The organism is Pseudomonas sp. S44, assembly GCF_016624805.1.
Classification (GTDB): domain Bacteria; phylum Pseudomonadota; class Gammaproteobacteria; order Pseudomonadales; family Pseudomonadaceae; genus Aquipseudomonas; species Aquipseudomonas machongensis.
On record NZ_JACVTY010000007.1, the window covers coordinates 1 to 14,739 of the forward strand.

General features: G+C 65.0%; 11 protein-coding genes. 6 read left to right on the forward strand and 5 right to left on the reverse strand.

Features of this window, described 5'->3' with window-relative positions; all coding sequences use genetic code 11:
• Positions 1–32: 32 nt before the first annotated feature.
• Both IAE40_RS07715 and pap read right to left on the reverse strand, forming a co-directional pair.
• Positions 33–998 carry a DMT family transporter gene (locus IAE40_RS07715; protein WP_200602950.1) on the reverse strand — a complete coding sequence of 322 codons (966 nt, stop codon included), beginning with the start codon at positions 996–998 and terminating at the stop codon, positions 33–35.
• Positions 999–1,135: 137 nt separating this feature from the next.
• Positions 1,136–2,629, reverse strand: coding sequence for a polyphosphate:AMP phosphotransferase (gene pap, locus IAE40_RS07720; protein WP_200602951.1), 1,494 nt, complete (start codon positions 2,627–2,629; stop codon positions 1,136–1,138).
• A 131-nt stretch (positions 2,630–2,760) separates the two neighbouring features.
• Here pap and mnmC point away from each other — a divergent pair, with 131 nt between their 5' ends.
• The 5 genes from mnmC to IAE40_RS07745 all read left to right on the forward strand — a co-directional run bounded on the left by mnmC (position 2,761) and on the right by IAE40_RS07745 (position 10,011).
• The gene (gene mnmC, locus IAE40_RS07725) at positions 2,761–4,746 is read left to right on the forward strand and encodes a bifunctional tRNA (5-methylaminomethyl-2-thiouridine)(34)-methyltransferase MnmD/FAD-dependent 5-carboxymethylaminomethyl-2-thiouridine(34) oxidoreductase MnmC (RefSeq protein ID WP_197890737.1); all 1,986 of its coding nucleotides are present in this window, start codon (positions 2,761–2,763) and stop codon (positions 4,744–4,746) included.
• 123 nt (positions 4,747–4,869) lie between these two features.
• Positions 4,870–6,657, forward strand: a complete 1,788-nt coding sequence (locus tag IAE40_RS07730; protein ID WP_151926285.1) for an N-acetylglutaminylglutamine amidotransferase — start codon at positions 4,870–4,872, stop codon at positions 6,655–6,657.
• Positions 6,658–6,660: 3 nt separating this feature from the next.
• Positions 6,661–8,403, forward strand: a complete 1,743-nt coding sequence (gene ngg / locus IAE40_RS07735) for an N-acetylglutaminylglutamine synthetase (RefSeq protein WP_054893859.1) — start codon at positions 6,661–6,663, stop codon at positions 8,401–8,403.
• A gap of 83 nt (positions 8,404–8,486) precedes the next feature.
• The gene (locus IAE40_RS07740) at positions 8,487–9,671 is read left to right on the forward strand and encodes an osmoprotectant NAGGN system M42 family peptidase (RefSeq protein ID WP_063545789.1); all 1,185 of its coding nucleotides are present in this window, start codon (positions 8,487–8,489) and stop codon (positions 9,669–9,671) included.
• Positions 9,672–9,783: 112 nt separating this feature from the next.
• Positions 9,784–10,011: a YheU family protein gene (locus IAE40_RS07745; protein WP_054893888.1), complete on the forward strand. Its 228-nt coding sequence runs from the start codon at positions 9,784–9,786 to the stop codon at positions 10,009–10,011.
• Here the strand turns inward: IAE40_RS07745 and csrA are convergent.
• Both csrA and IAE40_RS07755 read right to left on the reverse strand, forming a co-directional pair.
• Positions 10,008–10,196: a carbon storage regulator CsrA gene (csrA, locus tag IAE40_RS07750; RefSeq protein ID WP_063545790.1), complete on the reverse strand. Its 189-nt coding sequence runs from the start codon at positions 10,194–10,196 to the stop codon at positions 10,008–10,010. The two genes, IAE40_RS07745 and csrA, sit on opposite strands and share 4 nt — an antisense overlap.
• 132 nt (positions 10,197–10,328) lie before the next feature.
• Complete coding sequence (locus tag IAE40_RS07755) at positions 10,329–11,141, reverse strand: SDR family oxidoreductase (protein ID WP_197890733.1); 813 nt, start codon at positions 11,139–11,141, stop codon at positions 10,329–10,331.
• Positions 11,142–11,374: 233 nt separating this feature from the next.
• Here IAE40_RS07755 and IAE40_RS07760 point away from each other — a divergent pair, with 233 nt between their 5' ends.
• A complete protein-coding gene (locus IAE40_RS07760) occupies positions 11,375–11,527 on the forward strand; it encodes a DUF3309 family protein (RefSeq protein WP_065862157.1) in 153 nt (50 codons plus the stop codon).
• On the opposite strand, the gene IAE40_RS07765 is transcribed toward IAE40_RS07760, so the two are convergent.
• Complete coding sequence (locus tag IAE40_RS07765; protein WP_200602952.1) at positions 11,507–14,734, reverse strand: transporter substrate-binding domain-containing protein; 3,228 nt, start codon at positions 14,732–14,734, stop codon at positions 11,507–11,509. The two genes, IAE40_RS07760 and IAE40_RS07765, sit on opposite strands and share 21 nt — an antisense overlap.
• Positions 14,735–14,739 lie beyond the last annotated feature (5 nt).

A 14,739-nucleotide genomic window follows, 5' to 3' on the forward strand; every position in this document is an offset into this window, starting at 1 on the left:
CGCGGTGGCCCCGCCAAAGCGGCCACCGCCGATTATGAGCGAACCTCTGCCACCCTGGCCCGCCGCGCCCGCCACCCCGCCACCAGCGAAGGCCCCAGCGCCACCAGTGCCGACCCTGCCACCACCGTCACCGCCCCGGCATAGCCCAGCGCATTGATCTGTTCGGCATGCACGTACTCAGGCCACACCCAGGCCGATAGCGCCACCGCAATAAAGGTGACCAGCGGCGTCAGTGCCAAGGTCGCACTCACCCGCGATGCTTCCCAATGCGCCAAAGCCTCGGCAAATGCGCCATAGGCGACCAGGGTGTTCAGGCAGCACGCCAGCAGCAACCAGCCTTGTACAGCCGTCAGTTGCAGCGCCTCCAGCGGGTGCGCCCAAGGCGTCAGCAGCGCCGCGCAGCACAGGTAGATCACCATCATCACCTGCTGCGAATGCCAGACCGTCAGCAACTGCTTCTGGCTCAGGGCATAGAACACCCAGATGCTGGTGGCCAGGATGATCGTCAGTACACCGGTGGTATAGGTCCCAAGTGATGTCAGCAGCTCGTCCAGGCGCTGGTTGAAGAACAGCCCGAAACCGGCCAGCAGCACCAGCAACCCGATACCCTGGCCCAAGCTGAAACGCTCTTTGAACACAAACACACTGGCCACCAGCAACAGCACCGGCCCCAGTTGCACCACCAACTGTGCAGTACCAGGGCTGAGCAGTTTGAGACCGACCAGATACAGCACGTAGTTGCCCATCAGCCCACACACGGCCACCGCTACCAGGCCCAAGCCCTTGCGCCCCAGCCGCTGGACTGGCGGCAGGCGCCGGTTGGCGGCCAGCCAGGCGAACAGCAAGCCGCCGGAGACCAGCAGCCGATACCAGGTGACCGTGATCGGATCCATCACCTGCAGCACCTGCTTGAGCTTGATCGGCAGAATGCCCCACAGCAGCGCGGTCAGCAGCGCCAGGAACAGGCCATGGACCCAGCGTCCGGAAGAAATGTGCATAGCGTCCTCGATCAATGCCCTGATTGGGGTGATTGAAGTCTAAGGGCTGCAAAGGTGGGGCTGGCAGAAAGTGGCGGGAAAAGAATTCATCAGGTCATTCCCGCGGGGCATGGCTGCCCCGCGGCGGACGGGATGCGTCACTTCTTGTGCCTGGCGAACGCCGCTTCCAGTGCATCGTTGATGGTACGCAGCACCTTGACCCGCGCCCAGCGCTTGTCGTTGGCTTCCACCAGCGTCCAGGGGGCTATCTCGGAGCTGGTACGATCGACCATGTCACCCACCGCCTCGGCGTATACATCCCACTTGTCGCGGTTGCGCCAGTCTTCCTCGGTGATCTTGTAGCGCTTGAACGGGATCTCTTCACGTTCCTCGAAGCGCTGCAACTGTGTCTCTTGGTCGATTGCCAGCCAGAACTTCACGACCACGATGCCCGAGTTGCTCAACTGCTCCTCGAAATCATTGATCTCGCCATAGGCGCGCATCCAGTCGGCCGGGGTGCAGAATCCTTCGACCCGCTCCACCAGCACCCTGCCGTACCAGGAGCGGTCGAAGATGGTGAACTTGCCGCGCGCCGGCACATGTCGCCAGAAGCGCCACAAGTAAGGCTGGGCGCGCTCCTCCTCGGTGGGTGCGGCGATCGGTACGATACGGTACTGACGCGGGTCCAGCGCAGCAGCCACCCGGCGGATCGCTCCACCTTTACCTGCCGCATCGTTGCCTTCGAACACCGCGATGAGGGCATGCTCACGCATGCGCTTGTGCCTCAGCAGCCCGGCCAGGCGCGCCTGCTCGGCGACCAGTTGCTTTTGATAGTCGTGCTTGTCGAGGCGCTGGGTGAGATCCAGGGCACCGAGCAGGCTCAACTGATCGATGCTGCGCCCCAATGGCGCGACATTGCCCTGGTGCTTGCCCTTCGGCGCGTTGGCCAGCGCCGCGTTCAGGCTTTCGAGCAGAATGCGCCCGGCCGCCAGCGCACGGTAGTGCGGATCGACACCCTCGATCACATGCCAGGGCGCGTAGTCGCGGCTGGTGCGCCGCAGAACCCGCTCACCGAAACGTACGAAGCGGTCGTAGGTCTCGGACTGTTGCCAGTCCAGCGGACTGATGCGCCAACTGTGCAGCGGATCGTCGCGCAGCACCTTGAGCCGGGTCTTCATCTGTTTCTTGGAGAGGTGAAACCAGAACTTGATGATCAGCGCACCTTCGTCGCAAAGCATCTGTTCCAGGCGCTCGGCGCCGGTGATGGCCTGGTCGAGCACCGCATCCTTGAAGCGACCATGCACCCGCCCCTGCAACATCTGGCTGTACCAATTGCCGAAGAACACGCCCATTCGCCCTTTTGGCGGTAGTGCACGCCAGTATCGCCAGGCGGGTGGGCGCGCCAGTTCTTCGTCGGTCTGCTGGTCGAAGGTGAGCACATCGATCATCCGCGGGTCCATCCACTCGTTGAGCAGCTTGACCGTCTCGCCCTTGCCAGCACCCTCGACACCGTTGATCAGTACGATGACCGGGAATCGCGCCTGCTGCTTGAGCTCGAACTGGGCCTCCAGCAACGCCTCGCGCAGGGCCGGCAATTCGGCCTCGTAGGTTTCCTTGTCAATGCTGTGACCGATTTCCGCGGATTCGAACATGGCTCACTCCTTCGATGGATAAGCAAGAGTAGCGGATTGCACGCCAGTCTTGCGCCCTCTTCCCACGGCGGATACAGCGCCGGCGACGCAGATGGCATAAAATCTTCGCTTCACTGCCAGCCGAACCGACCATGCCTGATACCCCACTCCCCCAGCACGCCCAGATCGACTGGGACGACCAGGGCCGCCCCCACTCGCGGCAATACGACGACGTCTATTTCTCGAAGAACGAGGGCGTGCACGAGACGGTGTACGTCTTCCTCGAGCGCAACCACCTGGCCCGGCGCTTCGCCGAGCTTGCGCCGCACGCCTGCCTGGTGATCGGCGAGACCGGTTTTGGTACCGGCATGAACTTCTTCTGTGCCTGGCAACTGTTTGCAGAAAAGGCTCACCCCGAGGCGCGGCTGCATTTCGTCAGTGTCGAGAAGTACCCACTCAGTCGCGCCGACCTGGCCCGCGCTGCAGCGCTGTGGCCGGAGCTTTCGCCCTTCAGCGAACCCTTGCTGGCGCAGTATGTGGCCGTGCATCCAGGCTTCCAGCAGTTCAGCTTCGAGCAGGGCCGGGTCACCCTCACCCTGCTGGTCGGTGACGTGCTGGAACGGTTGCCCCAGCTCGACGCGCCCATCGACGCCTGGTTTCTGGACGGCTTCGCCCCGGCGAAGAACCCGGACATGTGGACGCCGGAACTGTTCGCGCAACTGGCACGGCTGTCACGCCCCGGCACCACGCTGGGGACCTTCACCACCACAGGTTGGGTGCGCCGCGGCCTGGCAGCCGCCGGTTTTGCGATCAAGAAAGTGCCGGGGCTGGGCAAGAAGTGGGAAGTGATGGGGGGAGAATTCGTCGGCTGGCCTGAAGACCTGCCGACGCCGCCACAACCAGCCCCCTGGTATGCACGCCCCGCCCCCGTGGACGGCCCCCGTCGCGCGCTGGTCATCGGCGCCGGGCTGGCCGGTTGCGCCAGCGCCGCCAGCCTGGCTGCACGCGGTTGGCAGGTCGAAGTGCTGGAACGCCACGACGCCCCGGCCCGAGAGGCCTCCGGCAACCCCCAGGGCGTGCTGTACCTGAAGCTGTCGGCACACGGCACCGCCTTGTCGCAGATGATTCTCGCCGGGTTCGGCTACACCCGCCGTTGGCTCGAACGCCTGCAGCGTGGCCGCGACTGGGACGACTGCGGCGTGCTGCAACTGGCGTTCGACACCAAGGAAACCGAACGCCAGGCCAAACTTGCCGGCGCCTTCGACAGCAGCCTGCTGCAGTGCCTGGATCGCGAGCAGGCCGAGGCGATCGCCGGGGTCGCCCTGTCCAGCGGTGGGCTGTTCTACCCCGAGGGCGGCTGGGTGCACCCGCCCGCACTGTGCCACGCGCAACTGCAACACCCGCGCATTCGCCTGCTCAACCATCACCAGGTGATCGAACTGCGCCGCGTCGACGGTCTGTGGCAAGCCTGGGACGGCGAACGGTTGCTGGCCAGTGCGCCGCTGGTGGTGCTGGCCGGTGCCGCTGAGATACGCAACCTCGAGGCATGCGCCGAGCTGCCGCTCAAGCGTATCCGAGGACAGATCACCCGCCTGCCGCTGACCGAGCGCAGCCAGGCGCTGGGCACCGTGGTCTGCGCCGACGGCTACGTCGCCCCGGCGCGCGATGGCGAGCACACCCTAGGTGCCAGTTTCGACTTCCATAGCCTCGACCTCGCCCCCACTGCCGGCGAGCACGCAAGCAATCTTGGTCTGCTGGAGGCGATTTCTGCCGACCTGGCGCAGCGGCTCGACACGGCCGCACTGGATCCGGCGCAATTGCAGGGGCGCGCAGCGTTTCGCTGCACCAGCCCGGATTACCTGCCGATTGTCGGGCCGCTGGCCGATCCTGCTGCGTTCAGCACGACCTATTCAATGCTGGCCAAGGATGCCCGACAGGTTCCGGCGATCGCCTGCCCCTGGCTGGAAGGCTTGTACGTCAACAGCGGCCACGGCTCACGCGGCCTGATTACCGCGCCTTTGAGCGGCGAGCTGATTGCCGCCTGGGCCAGTGGCGAACCGCTCCCGGTGCCCCGGGCCGTGGCCGAGGCCTGTCATCCAAACCGCTTCACGCTGCGCAAGCTGATTCGCGGCAAATGAAACAGCACCCACCCGTCCCATATAACAGATTGATCTAAAACTCCCGCAAATCCCCTGGGTCAGTTCCTTAAGGTGCCCCATGTGGGGGCACTCTTTCCCCAACGGCAAAACCGGTAAGGACTTATGTGCGGATTAGCAGGAGAGTTGCGTTTCACCCCCATCGACCAAGCCCCCCGCCCGGCGGATCTCGCCGCGGTGGAGCGCATCACCCATCATCTGGCGCCACGCGGCCCTGATGCCTGGGGCTTCCACAGCCAGGGGCCGATCGCCCTCGGCCATCGGCGCCTGAAGATCATGGACCTGTCCGACGGCTCGGCGCAGCCGATGGTCGACAACACCCTCGGCCTGTCCCTGGCGTTCAACGGCGCCATCTACAACTTCCCGGAACTGCGCCAGGAACTGCAGGACCTGGGCTATAACTTCTGGTCAGACGGCGACACCGAAGTGCTGCTCAAGGGCTACCACGCCTGGGGCGCCGCGCTGCTGCCCAAGCTCAACGGCATGTTCGCCCTGGCCATCTGGGAGCGCGACAACCAGCGCCTGTTCCTGGCTCGCGACCGCCTCGGCGTCAAGCCGCTGTACCTGTCGCGCAACGGCGAGCGCCTGCGCTTCGCCTCGACCCTGCCGGCGCTGCTCAAAGGCGGCGACATCGACCCGATGATCGACCCGGTAGCGCTCAATCACTACCTCAACTTCCACGCCGTGGTGCCAGCACCGCGCACGATGCTGGCCAACGTGCAGAAGCTCGAGCCCGGGACCTGGATGCGCATCGACCGCCACGGCGAAGTCGAGCGCCAGACCTGGTGGCAACTGCATTACGGCCCGACCCCGGACGAGCAGGACCTCGACCTCGAAGGCTGGACCACCCGTGTGCTCGATGCCACCCGCGATGCCGTGGCGATCCGCCAGCGCGCGGCTGTGGATGTTGGCGTGCTGCTGTCCGGTGGCGTCGACTCCAGCCTGCTGGTCGGCCTGCTGCGCGAAGTCGGCGTGGACGACCTGTCGACCTTCTCCATCGGTTTCGAGGATGCCGGCGGCGAACGTGGCGACGAGTTCCAGTACTCGGACCTGATCGCCAAGCACTACGGCACCCGCCACCACCAGTTGCGCATCGCCGAACACGAGATCATCGAGCAGTTGCCGGCTGCCTTCCGCGCCATGAGCGAGCCGATGGTCAGCCATGACTGCATCGCCTTCTACCTGCTTTCGCGTGAAGTCGCCAAGCACTGCAAGGGCGTGCAGAGCGGCCAGGGCGCCGACGAGTTGTTCGCCGGCTATCACTGGTACCCGCAGGTGAATGGTGCCGAGGATGCCTTCGCTGCCTATCGCGAGGCGTTCTTCGACCGTAGCCACGACGAATACCGCGACACCGTGCAGGCACCCTGGTTGCTGGACAACGATGCCGCTGGCGATTTCGTTCGCGAGCACTTCGCCCGTCCCGGTGCAACCCATGCGGTGGACAAGGCCCTGCGCCTGGACAGCACGGTGATGCTGGTCGACGACCCGGTCAAGCGTGTCGACAACATGACCATGGCCTGGGGGCTGGAGGCACGTACGCCGTTCCTCGACTATCGCCTGGTCGAACTTTCTGCCCGTATCCCGGCCCGCTTCAAGCTGCCCGACGGTGGCAAGCAGGTGCTCAAGCAGGCGGCGCGACGGGTCATTCCCCATGAAGTCATCGACCGCAAGAAGGGCTACTTCCCCGTACCCGGCCTCAAGCACCTGGAGGGCGCGACCCTTGGCTGGGTACGCGAACTGCTGACCGACCCGAGCCAGGACCGTGGCCTGTTCAACCCGGCCATGCTCGATCGCCTGCTGAGCAACCCCCACGGCCAGCTCACCCCACTGCGCGGCTCCAAGCTGTGGCAACTGGCGGCCCTGAACCTGTGGCTCAGCGAACAAGGAATCTGACCAATGAAAGCCCATAGTGCCTATGGCCAGCGCCTGTTGCGCGGCCAGGCGCCCTCCTACGAACGCCTCCAGGCACGCCTGGCCGGTGACGGCAGCGACCCCCACGACCAGCCGCGCGCCGTGCACTGCGGCTGGGGACGTTTGCTGATCGGCCACACCTACCCTGACCCTGCACAACTTGCCGAGGCCATGCTCGACGAACAGCCCGGCGAACGTGACATCGCCTTGTACGTGGCGGCCCCCCAGCAGTTGCTGGCCCAGGCGCCGCAACAGCTGTTTCTCGACCCCTCCGACACCCTGCGCCTGTGGTTCACCGACTACCGCCCGGCCCAGCGCGTGTTCCGCGGGTTTCGCATCCGTCGCGCCCAGGCCGAAGGCGACTGGCAGGCGATCAACACGCTGTATCAGGCGCGCGGCATGATGCCGGTCAATCCCGAGCTACTCACCCCGCGCCACCTGGGTGGCCCGGTGTACTGGATTGCCGAGGACGAAGACACCGGCGCCGTGATCGGCAGCGTCATGGGTCTGAACCACAGCAAGGCTTTCGACGACCCCGAGCACGGCAGCAGCCTGTGGTGCCTGGCCGTCTCCCCGCAGTGCAGCCGTCCGGGTGTCGGCGAAGTGCTGGTGCGCCATCTGGTCGAGCACTTCATGAGCCGCGGCCTGGCCTACCTCGACCTGTCGGTGATGCACGACAACCGCCAGGCCAAGCGGCTTTACCAGAAGCTGGGCTTTCGTAACCTGCCCACCTTCGCCGTCAAGCGCAGGAATGGCATCAACCAGGAACTGTTCCTCGGCCCTGGCCCTGAAGCCGGGCTCAATCCCTACGCGCGGATCATCGTCAACGAAGCCCTGCGCCGTGGTATCGAAGTCCAGGTAGACGACGCCAGCGCCGGGCTGTTCACCCTGAGCCTGGGCGGGCGCCGGATTCGCTGTCGCGAATCGCTGAGTGACTTGACCAGCGCCGTGACCATGACCCTGTGCCAGGACAAGCGCCTGACCCGCAAGGTGCTGCACGATGCCGGCCTGCAGGTGCCTGCCCAGCAACTGGCCGGCAACGCCGACGACAACCTGGCTTTTCTCGAAGAGCATGGCGCCGTCGTGGTCAAGCCGGTGGATGGCGAGCAGGGCCAGGGCGTCGCGGTCAACCTCACCGAATACGACGAGATCAGCCAGGCTGTGGAGCACGCCCGGCGTTTCGACAGCCGCGTGCTGCTGGAGAGCTTCCACGCCGGTTTCGACCTGCGCATCCTGGTGATCGGCTTCGAGGTGGTGGCCGCCGCCATTCGCCATCCGGCCGAGGTGATCGGCGACGGCAAGCACACCATCAAGGCACTGATCGAGGCCCAGAGCCGCCGTCGCCAGGCCGCAACCGGGGGTGAAAGCCGCATCCCGATGGATGAGGAAACCGAGCGCACCCTGCGCGCCTCCGGGCTGGGTTTTGAAGACGTATTGCCGGCAGGCCAGCGCCTGGCGGTGCGGCGCACGGCGAACCTGCACACTGGCGGCACCCTGGAAGATGTCACCGAACAGTTGCACCCGGTGCTCGCCGATGCGGCAGTGAGGGCTGCACGGGCACTGGAAATTCCGGTGGTCGGCCTGGACCTGATGGTGCGCGATGCGCAGCAGCCGGACTACGTGATCATCGAAGCCAACGAGCGGGCCGGGCTGGCCAACCATGAACCGCAGCCGACTGCGGAGCGGTTCGTGGATCTGCTGTTCCCGCATAGCCAGCCCCTGGCCTGAATCGCTGCTGGTCTTTTCGCGGGCAAGCCCTTGTGGAATGGGCTTGCCCGCGAAAAAGCCAGCAAAGACCCCAAGGAGTACCCATGTCCGAACGACTCCCCGAACCCGACCTGGACTACCTCAAGCGCGTCCTCCTGGAGATGCTCGCCATCCCCAGTCCCACCGGCTTCACCGATACCATCGTGCGCTACGTAGCCGAGCGCCTGGACGAACTGGGCATCCCCTTCGAGCTGACCCGCCGTGGCACCATCCGCGCCACGCTCAAGGGCCGTCAGAGTTCGCCCGATCGCGCCGTCTCGGCACACCTGGACACCATCGGCGCCAGCGTGCGGCAGTTGCAGGACAACGGCCGCCTGGCACTGTCGGCAGTAGGTCACTGGTCCAGCCGCTTCGCCGAAGGCAGCCGGGTCAGCGTGTTCACCGACACCGGCGTGTTTCGCGGCAGCGTGCTGCCGTTGATGGCCAGCGGGCACGCGTTCAACACCGCCATCGACCAGATGCCGATCAGTTGGGAACACGTTGAGGTGCGCCTGGACGCCTACTGCGCTACCCGCGCCGATTGCGAGGCGCTGGGCATCGGCATCGGCGACTTCGTCGCCTTCGATCCGCTACCGGAATTCACCGATAGCGGCCATATCAGCGCCCGTCACCTGGACGACAAAGCCGGCGTGGCGGCATTGCTCGCAGCCCTCAAGGCTGTGGTGGAAAGTGGCCGCCAACCGCTGATCGACTGCCATCCGCTGTTCACCATCACCGAGGAAACCGGCTCCGGGGCCGCAGGCGCGCTGCCTTGGGATGTCAGCGAGTTCGTCGGCATCGACATCGCCCCGGTGGCGCCGGGGCAGGCGTCCAGCGAGCATGCAGTAAGCGTGGCGATGCAGGACTCTTCAGGGCCGTACGACTACCACCTGTCCCGTCATCTGCTCAAACTCGCGAGCGACCAGGAGTTGCCGGTACGCCGCGACCTGTTCCGCTACTACTTCAGCGACGCCCACTCGGCGGTCACGGCCGGGCACGATATCCGCACTGCGCTGGTGGCGTTCGGTTGCGACGCCACTCACGGTTACGAGCGCACCCACATCGACAGCCTGGCTGCACTGAGCCGCCTGTTGTCGGCGTACCTGCTCAGCCCGCCCGTGTTCGCCAGCGACTCGCAACCGGCCAATGCTTCTCTGGAGCGCTTCAGTCATCAACTGGAGCATGATGCGCAAATGGAGAGCGATACCCGGGTGCCAGCGGTGGATAGCCTGGTGGGCAACAAGAGCTGAACCTGGCGGCGGCGTCTACGCGGGTGAACCCGCCCAGACGTCGCCGACGATTAACGTCCCTGCCCCACTTTCAAGTAGCATGCAGCCCAACCTGCCCAACCCGATAGCCATCATGCTGATCCCCTACGACCAACTCGAAGCCGACACCCTCACCCGCCTGATCGAAGACTTCGTCACCCGCGACGGCACCGACAACGGCGACGACACCCCGCTGGAAACCCGCGTGCTGCGCGTGCGCCAGGCCTTGGCCAAAGGCCAGGCATTCATCCTCTTCGACCTGGAAAGCCAGCAGTGCCAGTTACTGGCCAAGCATGATGTGCCACGGGAGTTGCTGGATTAAGACGAGGAGCTGCGCTCCAGCTCCTGCTCCTTGATACGCTTGTAAATCTCCGAGCGGTGCACCACCACCTCACGCGGTGCACTGATCCCGAAGCGCACCACGCCCCCTTCGACGGCCATCACTTTGATGCGGATGTTCTCGCCGATGGTGACGACCTCGCCGACATCACGTCCGATTACCAACATGCTCCGATCCTCCAGACCCAGGGAAAATCCGAGCCTGCTATGGGCATTCGGCCTATTCAATCACTCACCTGTGAAATAGACCGCACCTACCCAGATCGGTAAAAAGCCCTACAGACGGCACCTGCATAACAGCTATTGCCCTGGCCGCGCCTTGGCCCGCATCTTTACCGCCATACTGGCCATCTCGTCATAGAGCACCTGCGGGGCTTGGCACTTCAGACGCCAGGCATCGCGTCCGGCCTCGTGCGGCAGAATCAGGAATTCGCCCGCCGCGACCTGTGCGTGGATGTAGTCGGCAATCTGTGCGGCAGTGATGGGCGAGCCTTCCAGCAGCTTGCCGACCTGCGCCTTCATCGCCGGATTCGGCCCGCGGAAAGAGTCAAGCAGGTTGGTCTGGAAGAACGACGGGCACACCACATGCACCCCCACCTCGAGTTGGCGCAACTCCACCAGCAGGCTTTCCGACAGCGCCAGCACACCGGCCTTGGCGACGTTGTAGTTGCTCATTCCCGGCCCTTGCATCAGCGCCGCCATCGAAGCGATGTTGATGATGCGCCCCTTGCTGCGCTCGAGCAGTGGCAAAAACGCCTTGCAGCCCTTGACCACGCCCATCAGGTTCACTGCGATCTGCCAGTCCCAGTCTTCAAGCGACAGCTCGGCGAAGAACCCGCCCGAGGCGACGCCTGCGTTGTTGACGATCACATCGATGCCGCCGAATTGTTCCTCGCAGGCTTGGGCCAAGGCGGTGAGCTGGCTGTAGTCACGCACGTCGCAACGCTGCACGAAACCATCGCCGCCTGCTGCACGTACCTGCTCCAGGGTTTCGCGCAGGCCAGCATCGTTGACATCTGCCAGCGCCAGGCGCCAACCCTCCCGAGCCCAGCGCAGGGCGATCTCGTGGCCCAGGCCGGATCCTGCGCCTGTGATCATGATGCGGTTTTGCATGGTGACGGGCCTTGTGCCGACTGAATTGCAACCGAGTCTAATCAACGTCGGACAGCGAGGCAGGATTCATCAGGATAGTGAATGCAAGCCCATGACCGTTCAGTCAGTGCCGAGCTCGTCGACCTGCAAGGGGCAGACACACAAATGGAATCTTTCAGGTCCGGCAACAGTCCGAATTTACAAGAGGCCAGCAGTTCCAGGCCCTTGACCCCAACCACGCAAGGATTTCGCCCATGACCACGATCCTCATCATCATCCTGATCCTGCTGCTGATCGGTGGCTTACCGGTCTTCCCCCATTCGCGCAGCTGGGGTTATGGCCCGTCCGGCATCGTCGGTGCCGTACTGGTGGTGCTGCTGGTGCTGTTATTGCTCGGGATGATATGACGCCACCGCCATGCCGCCAGTGGCGGCATGGCGATTGAGCTGGCGATCCAGCTGCTGCATCGCCGCGTGCAACGCGCGCACGTCCGCACTCAATTGCTCCGGTGCGGGTGACGGCTGGGCGCAGGTTCGTTCGAGACGTTCGCACAATTCCACCAGAGTACTGGCGCGCACGATGCGCGCAGCGCCCTTGACCCGATGGGCCAGTTGCGCAAGTGCCTGCGGCTGATGCCTGAACGTCTGCAAGCATTTGAGATCACTACGGTTGCTGCTGCGTAGATCGGACAGCAAGGCACTGAGCGCAGCTTGGTCCTTGCCCACCAGGTGCATCAGATGGCCCATGTCCAGAATCGATTGCCCGCATGCGTTCGCCTGTGAGGGTGGACGACACGCCGTCAGTACTCGCTCCAGGTCTTGCAGCCCCAGCGGTTTGAACAGGCAACCGTCCATGCCCGCAGCCCGGCAGCGGTTTCGCTCATCGACCAGGGCGCTGGCCGTGAGCCCGATCACCCGACAGCGCGGACGCTCGCTGCGCCGCTCATGTTCGCGGATTGCCCGCGCCAGTGCGTGCCCACCGAGGCGTGGCATGTTGCAATCGCTGATCACGACATCGAAATGCTCCTTGAGCCACAAGCGCAGGGCCTGCGTGCCGTCTTCGGCGACGCGGGCCTGATGGCCGAGGTAATCGAGCTGTTGGGCCAGCAACAGGCGGTTGGCAGGGTAGTCATCGACAACCAGCACCCGCAACCTGGCGAAGTGCGCCATGGCCGTGGGCACGGAGGGCTCCTCACGGGCTTCCTGCGCGATCAGCAAAGGCAGCTCAAGGTGAATGCACACCCGTGTTCCCTGCCCCAGCACACTGTCCAGCCTCAGGTGCCCTCCCATCATCTGGCACAGGCTGCGGCTGATGGCCAAACCCAGCCCGGCGCTGTGACGTGGCGATTGTCGATGGTTGCTGGCCTGGCGAAACAGTTGGCCAAGGGCGGCCAGCTCATCGGCGGCAATGCCGATTCCGGTGTCCTCCACGGCCAGCTCGACCGCCAGCCTGGCCCCCTGCGCACGCGCCTGCAAATCAACCCGGACATGACCCTCGCCGGTGAACTTGATCGCATTGCTCAGAACGTTGGCGAGGATCTGCTTGAAGCGCAGAGGATCGAGCATGACCTCGCACGCCTGTGCACCGCGCATGTTCAGTTCCAACACCAGGCCCTTGGCCCGCGCCTGCGCTTCGAACAACTGAACCACGCTGGCCACCTGCTCGCCCAGCACGACACGCTGCGGCGCCAGTTGCAAACGCCCGGCTTCGATCCGGCTGACATCGAGAATGTCACCGATCAACTCGAGCAGGCCGCGCGCGGCATCGGTGGCCACTTCGATGGCCATGCGGTCGAGAACACCCTGGCCCGCCTTGCGCTGGGCCAGTTCGAGCATGCCCAGCAGCGCGTGTAGCGGAGTGCGGATTTCATGGCTCATGGTGGTGAGAAAGCCAGTCTTGGCCTGGTTCGCCGCCTCCGCCTCGCGGCGCGCCCGTGCCGCCTCTCGCTGCAGACGGCGCAGGTAACGAATCCACACCAGCGCCAGCAACAGCAGGCCAAAGGCCGCCGCGAAGCCACCCAGGATCTTGCCACGATAGCGTGACCAGACCCCATCCCCCACGATCAGTGGATTGCGCCAGCGGCGAACCAGGGCATCGGTTTCCTGTGGGGCAAGGCTGAGCAGGGCCTTGTTCAGGATGCCCTGCAACGCCTGCTCGCCGTGCGCCGTGGCCAGCGCGAAGTGAGCAGGCGGCAAGGATACGCTGGCCGCGATCTTCACGCGCCCCGGATACCAACGGGCGATCATCGGCCGCGCATCGTCGTAAGTCAGCACCGCCGCGCTCACCTGACCGCGTGCCACCGCGTGCAGGGCCTCGAGTGCCCCGCCATAGGCCTGCAAGCGGATACGCGGGTAGCGCTGGGCCAGGAGGTCCGGCACGGCACTGCCCAGGATCACACCCAGTCGGTGCCCCTCCAGCCCGACCAGGCTCGCAGGGCCGGAGGCGTCTTCACGCGTGACCAGCACCCGTGCTGCGCTCAGGTATGCCCGACTGAAACTCAGCTCGCGGGCCCGCTGCGGGCTGTAGGGCAAACCGGCAATCACCTGCGCACGCCCCTGACGCACCCACTCGATCATCTGCTCGATAGTGCCTGAGGCTTGCACCTCGAAACGCAACCCGGTGCGCTGGCTGATCAATTGCAGGATGTCCAGGCTCAGCCCCTGCAGCCCCGCCTTGGCATCGCGATAGCTCAGAGGTAGCAACTGTTCGTCCAGCACCACCTTGACCACAGGATTGTCACTGATCCAGCGCTGCTCGGAGGTGCTCAACTGCAAGGCAGCAGGATCGTAGGCCACCATCGCCAACGGGCTCCAGCGTCGGCGGATCTGCTCATGCTGGGGCTCGCCAAGGCTGGCGAGGGCTTCATCGACCAAGGTCGCCAGCGGCCCGGTCGAGTCGAGCATGGCGAAGCCGATCGCCTGTGAATCCAGGTCGGCACGACCGACCGCCTCGACCCCGAACAGCTGACTGCGCCCCAGCAGGTAGCGTCCTTTGTGCTCATCCCCGATATACACATCGGCCTGACCCAGTACCAGCGCGGCCATGGCACTGAACGGCGAGGCATGCCACTGGACCTGCGCCAGCGGGTAACCTGCCAGAACCTGTTCCAGTGAGCGATAGCCTTCGACCATGGCCAAGCGCATACCGGGCTCATGCCCTGGTCCAGGTGCGCCGACCGGTCGGGCCGCCATCAGCATGGGCCGGTCCTCGGCATAGGGATGCGACAAGCGCAAGCCGGCATCCTGAGCCTGGCGAGCGGTCACCGAACCGACCAGGTCGATGCGTGCATCACGCAAGGCTGCAAAGGCCTCGTTCTGCGTGGCAAAGACCTGCACCTCGACCTGCATGCGCAACCGTGCCGCCACCAGGCTGGCGTAGTCGGCAGTGATACCCTCATAGGTCTGGCCGGTGCCCAGCAGGTCGAAAGGGGGATCGTGTCGTTCGACGATACCCAGGCGCAACCGGCTTCGCTCCCACAACCAGCGCAGGGCGGCTTGCGTCGGTTCGATGGCCGGCCCCTTCAGGGCAACCCCCGAATGCAACTGGGTGGCAGTTGCTTGCGACGGGGCGATCAGGCACAACAGCAGCGCCATCGACAGGGCTCGGCCGAGCACTGGAC

Coding starts and splice junctions, on each gene's coding strand:
- IAE40_RS07740 (WP_063545789.1), top strand. CDS start 8,487: ATGTCCGAACGACTCCCCGAACCCGACCTGGACTACCTCAAGCGCGTC.
- IAE40_RS07755 (WP_197890733.1), bottom strand. CDS start 11,141: ATGCAAAACCGCATCATGATCACAGGCGCAGGATCCGGCCTGGGCCAC.
- IAE40_RS07745 (WP_054893888.1), top strand. CDS start 9,784: ATGCTGATCCCCTACGACCAACTCGAAGCCGACACCCTCACCCGCCTG.
- IAE40_RS07760 (WP_065862157.1), top strand. CDS start 11,375: ATGACCACGATCCTCATCATCATCCTGATCCTGCTGCTGATCGGTGGC.
- IAE40_RS07715 (WP_200602950.1), bottom strand. CDS start 998: ATGCACATTTCTTCCGGACGCTGGGTCCATGGCCTGTTCCTGGCGCTG.
- ngg (WP_054893859.1), top strand. CDS start 6,661: ATGAAAGCCCATAGTGCCTATGGCCAGCGCCTGTTGCGCGGCCAGGCG.
- mnmC (WP_197890737.1), top strand. CDS start 2,761: ATGCCTGATACCCCACTCCCCCAGCACGCCCAGATCGACTGGGACGAC.
- csrA (WP_063545790.1), bottom strand. CDS start 10,196: ATGTTGGTAATCGGACGTGATGTCGGCGAGGTCGTCACCATCGGCGAG.
- IAE40_RS07730 (WP_151926285.1), top strand. CDS start 4,870: ATGTGCGGATTAGCAGGAGAGTTGCGTTTCACCCCCATCGACCAAGCC.
- pap (WP_200602951.1), bottom strand. CDS start 2,629: ATGTTCGAATCCGCGGAAATCGGTCACAGCATTGACAAGGAAACCTAC.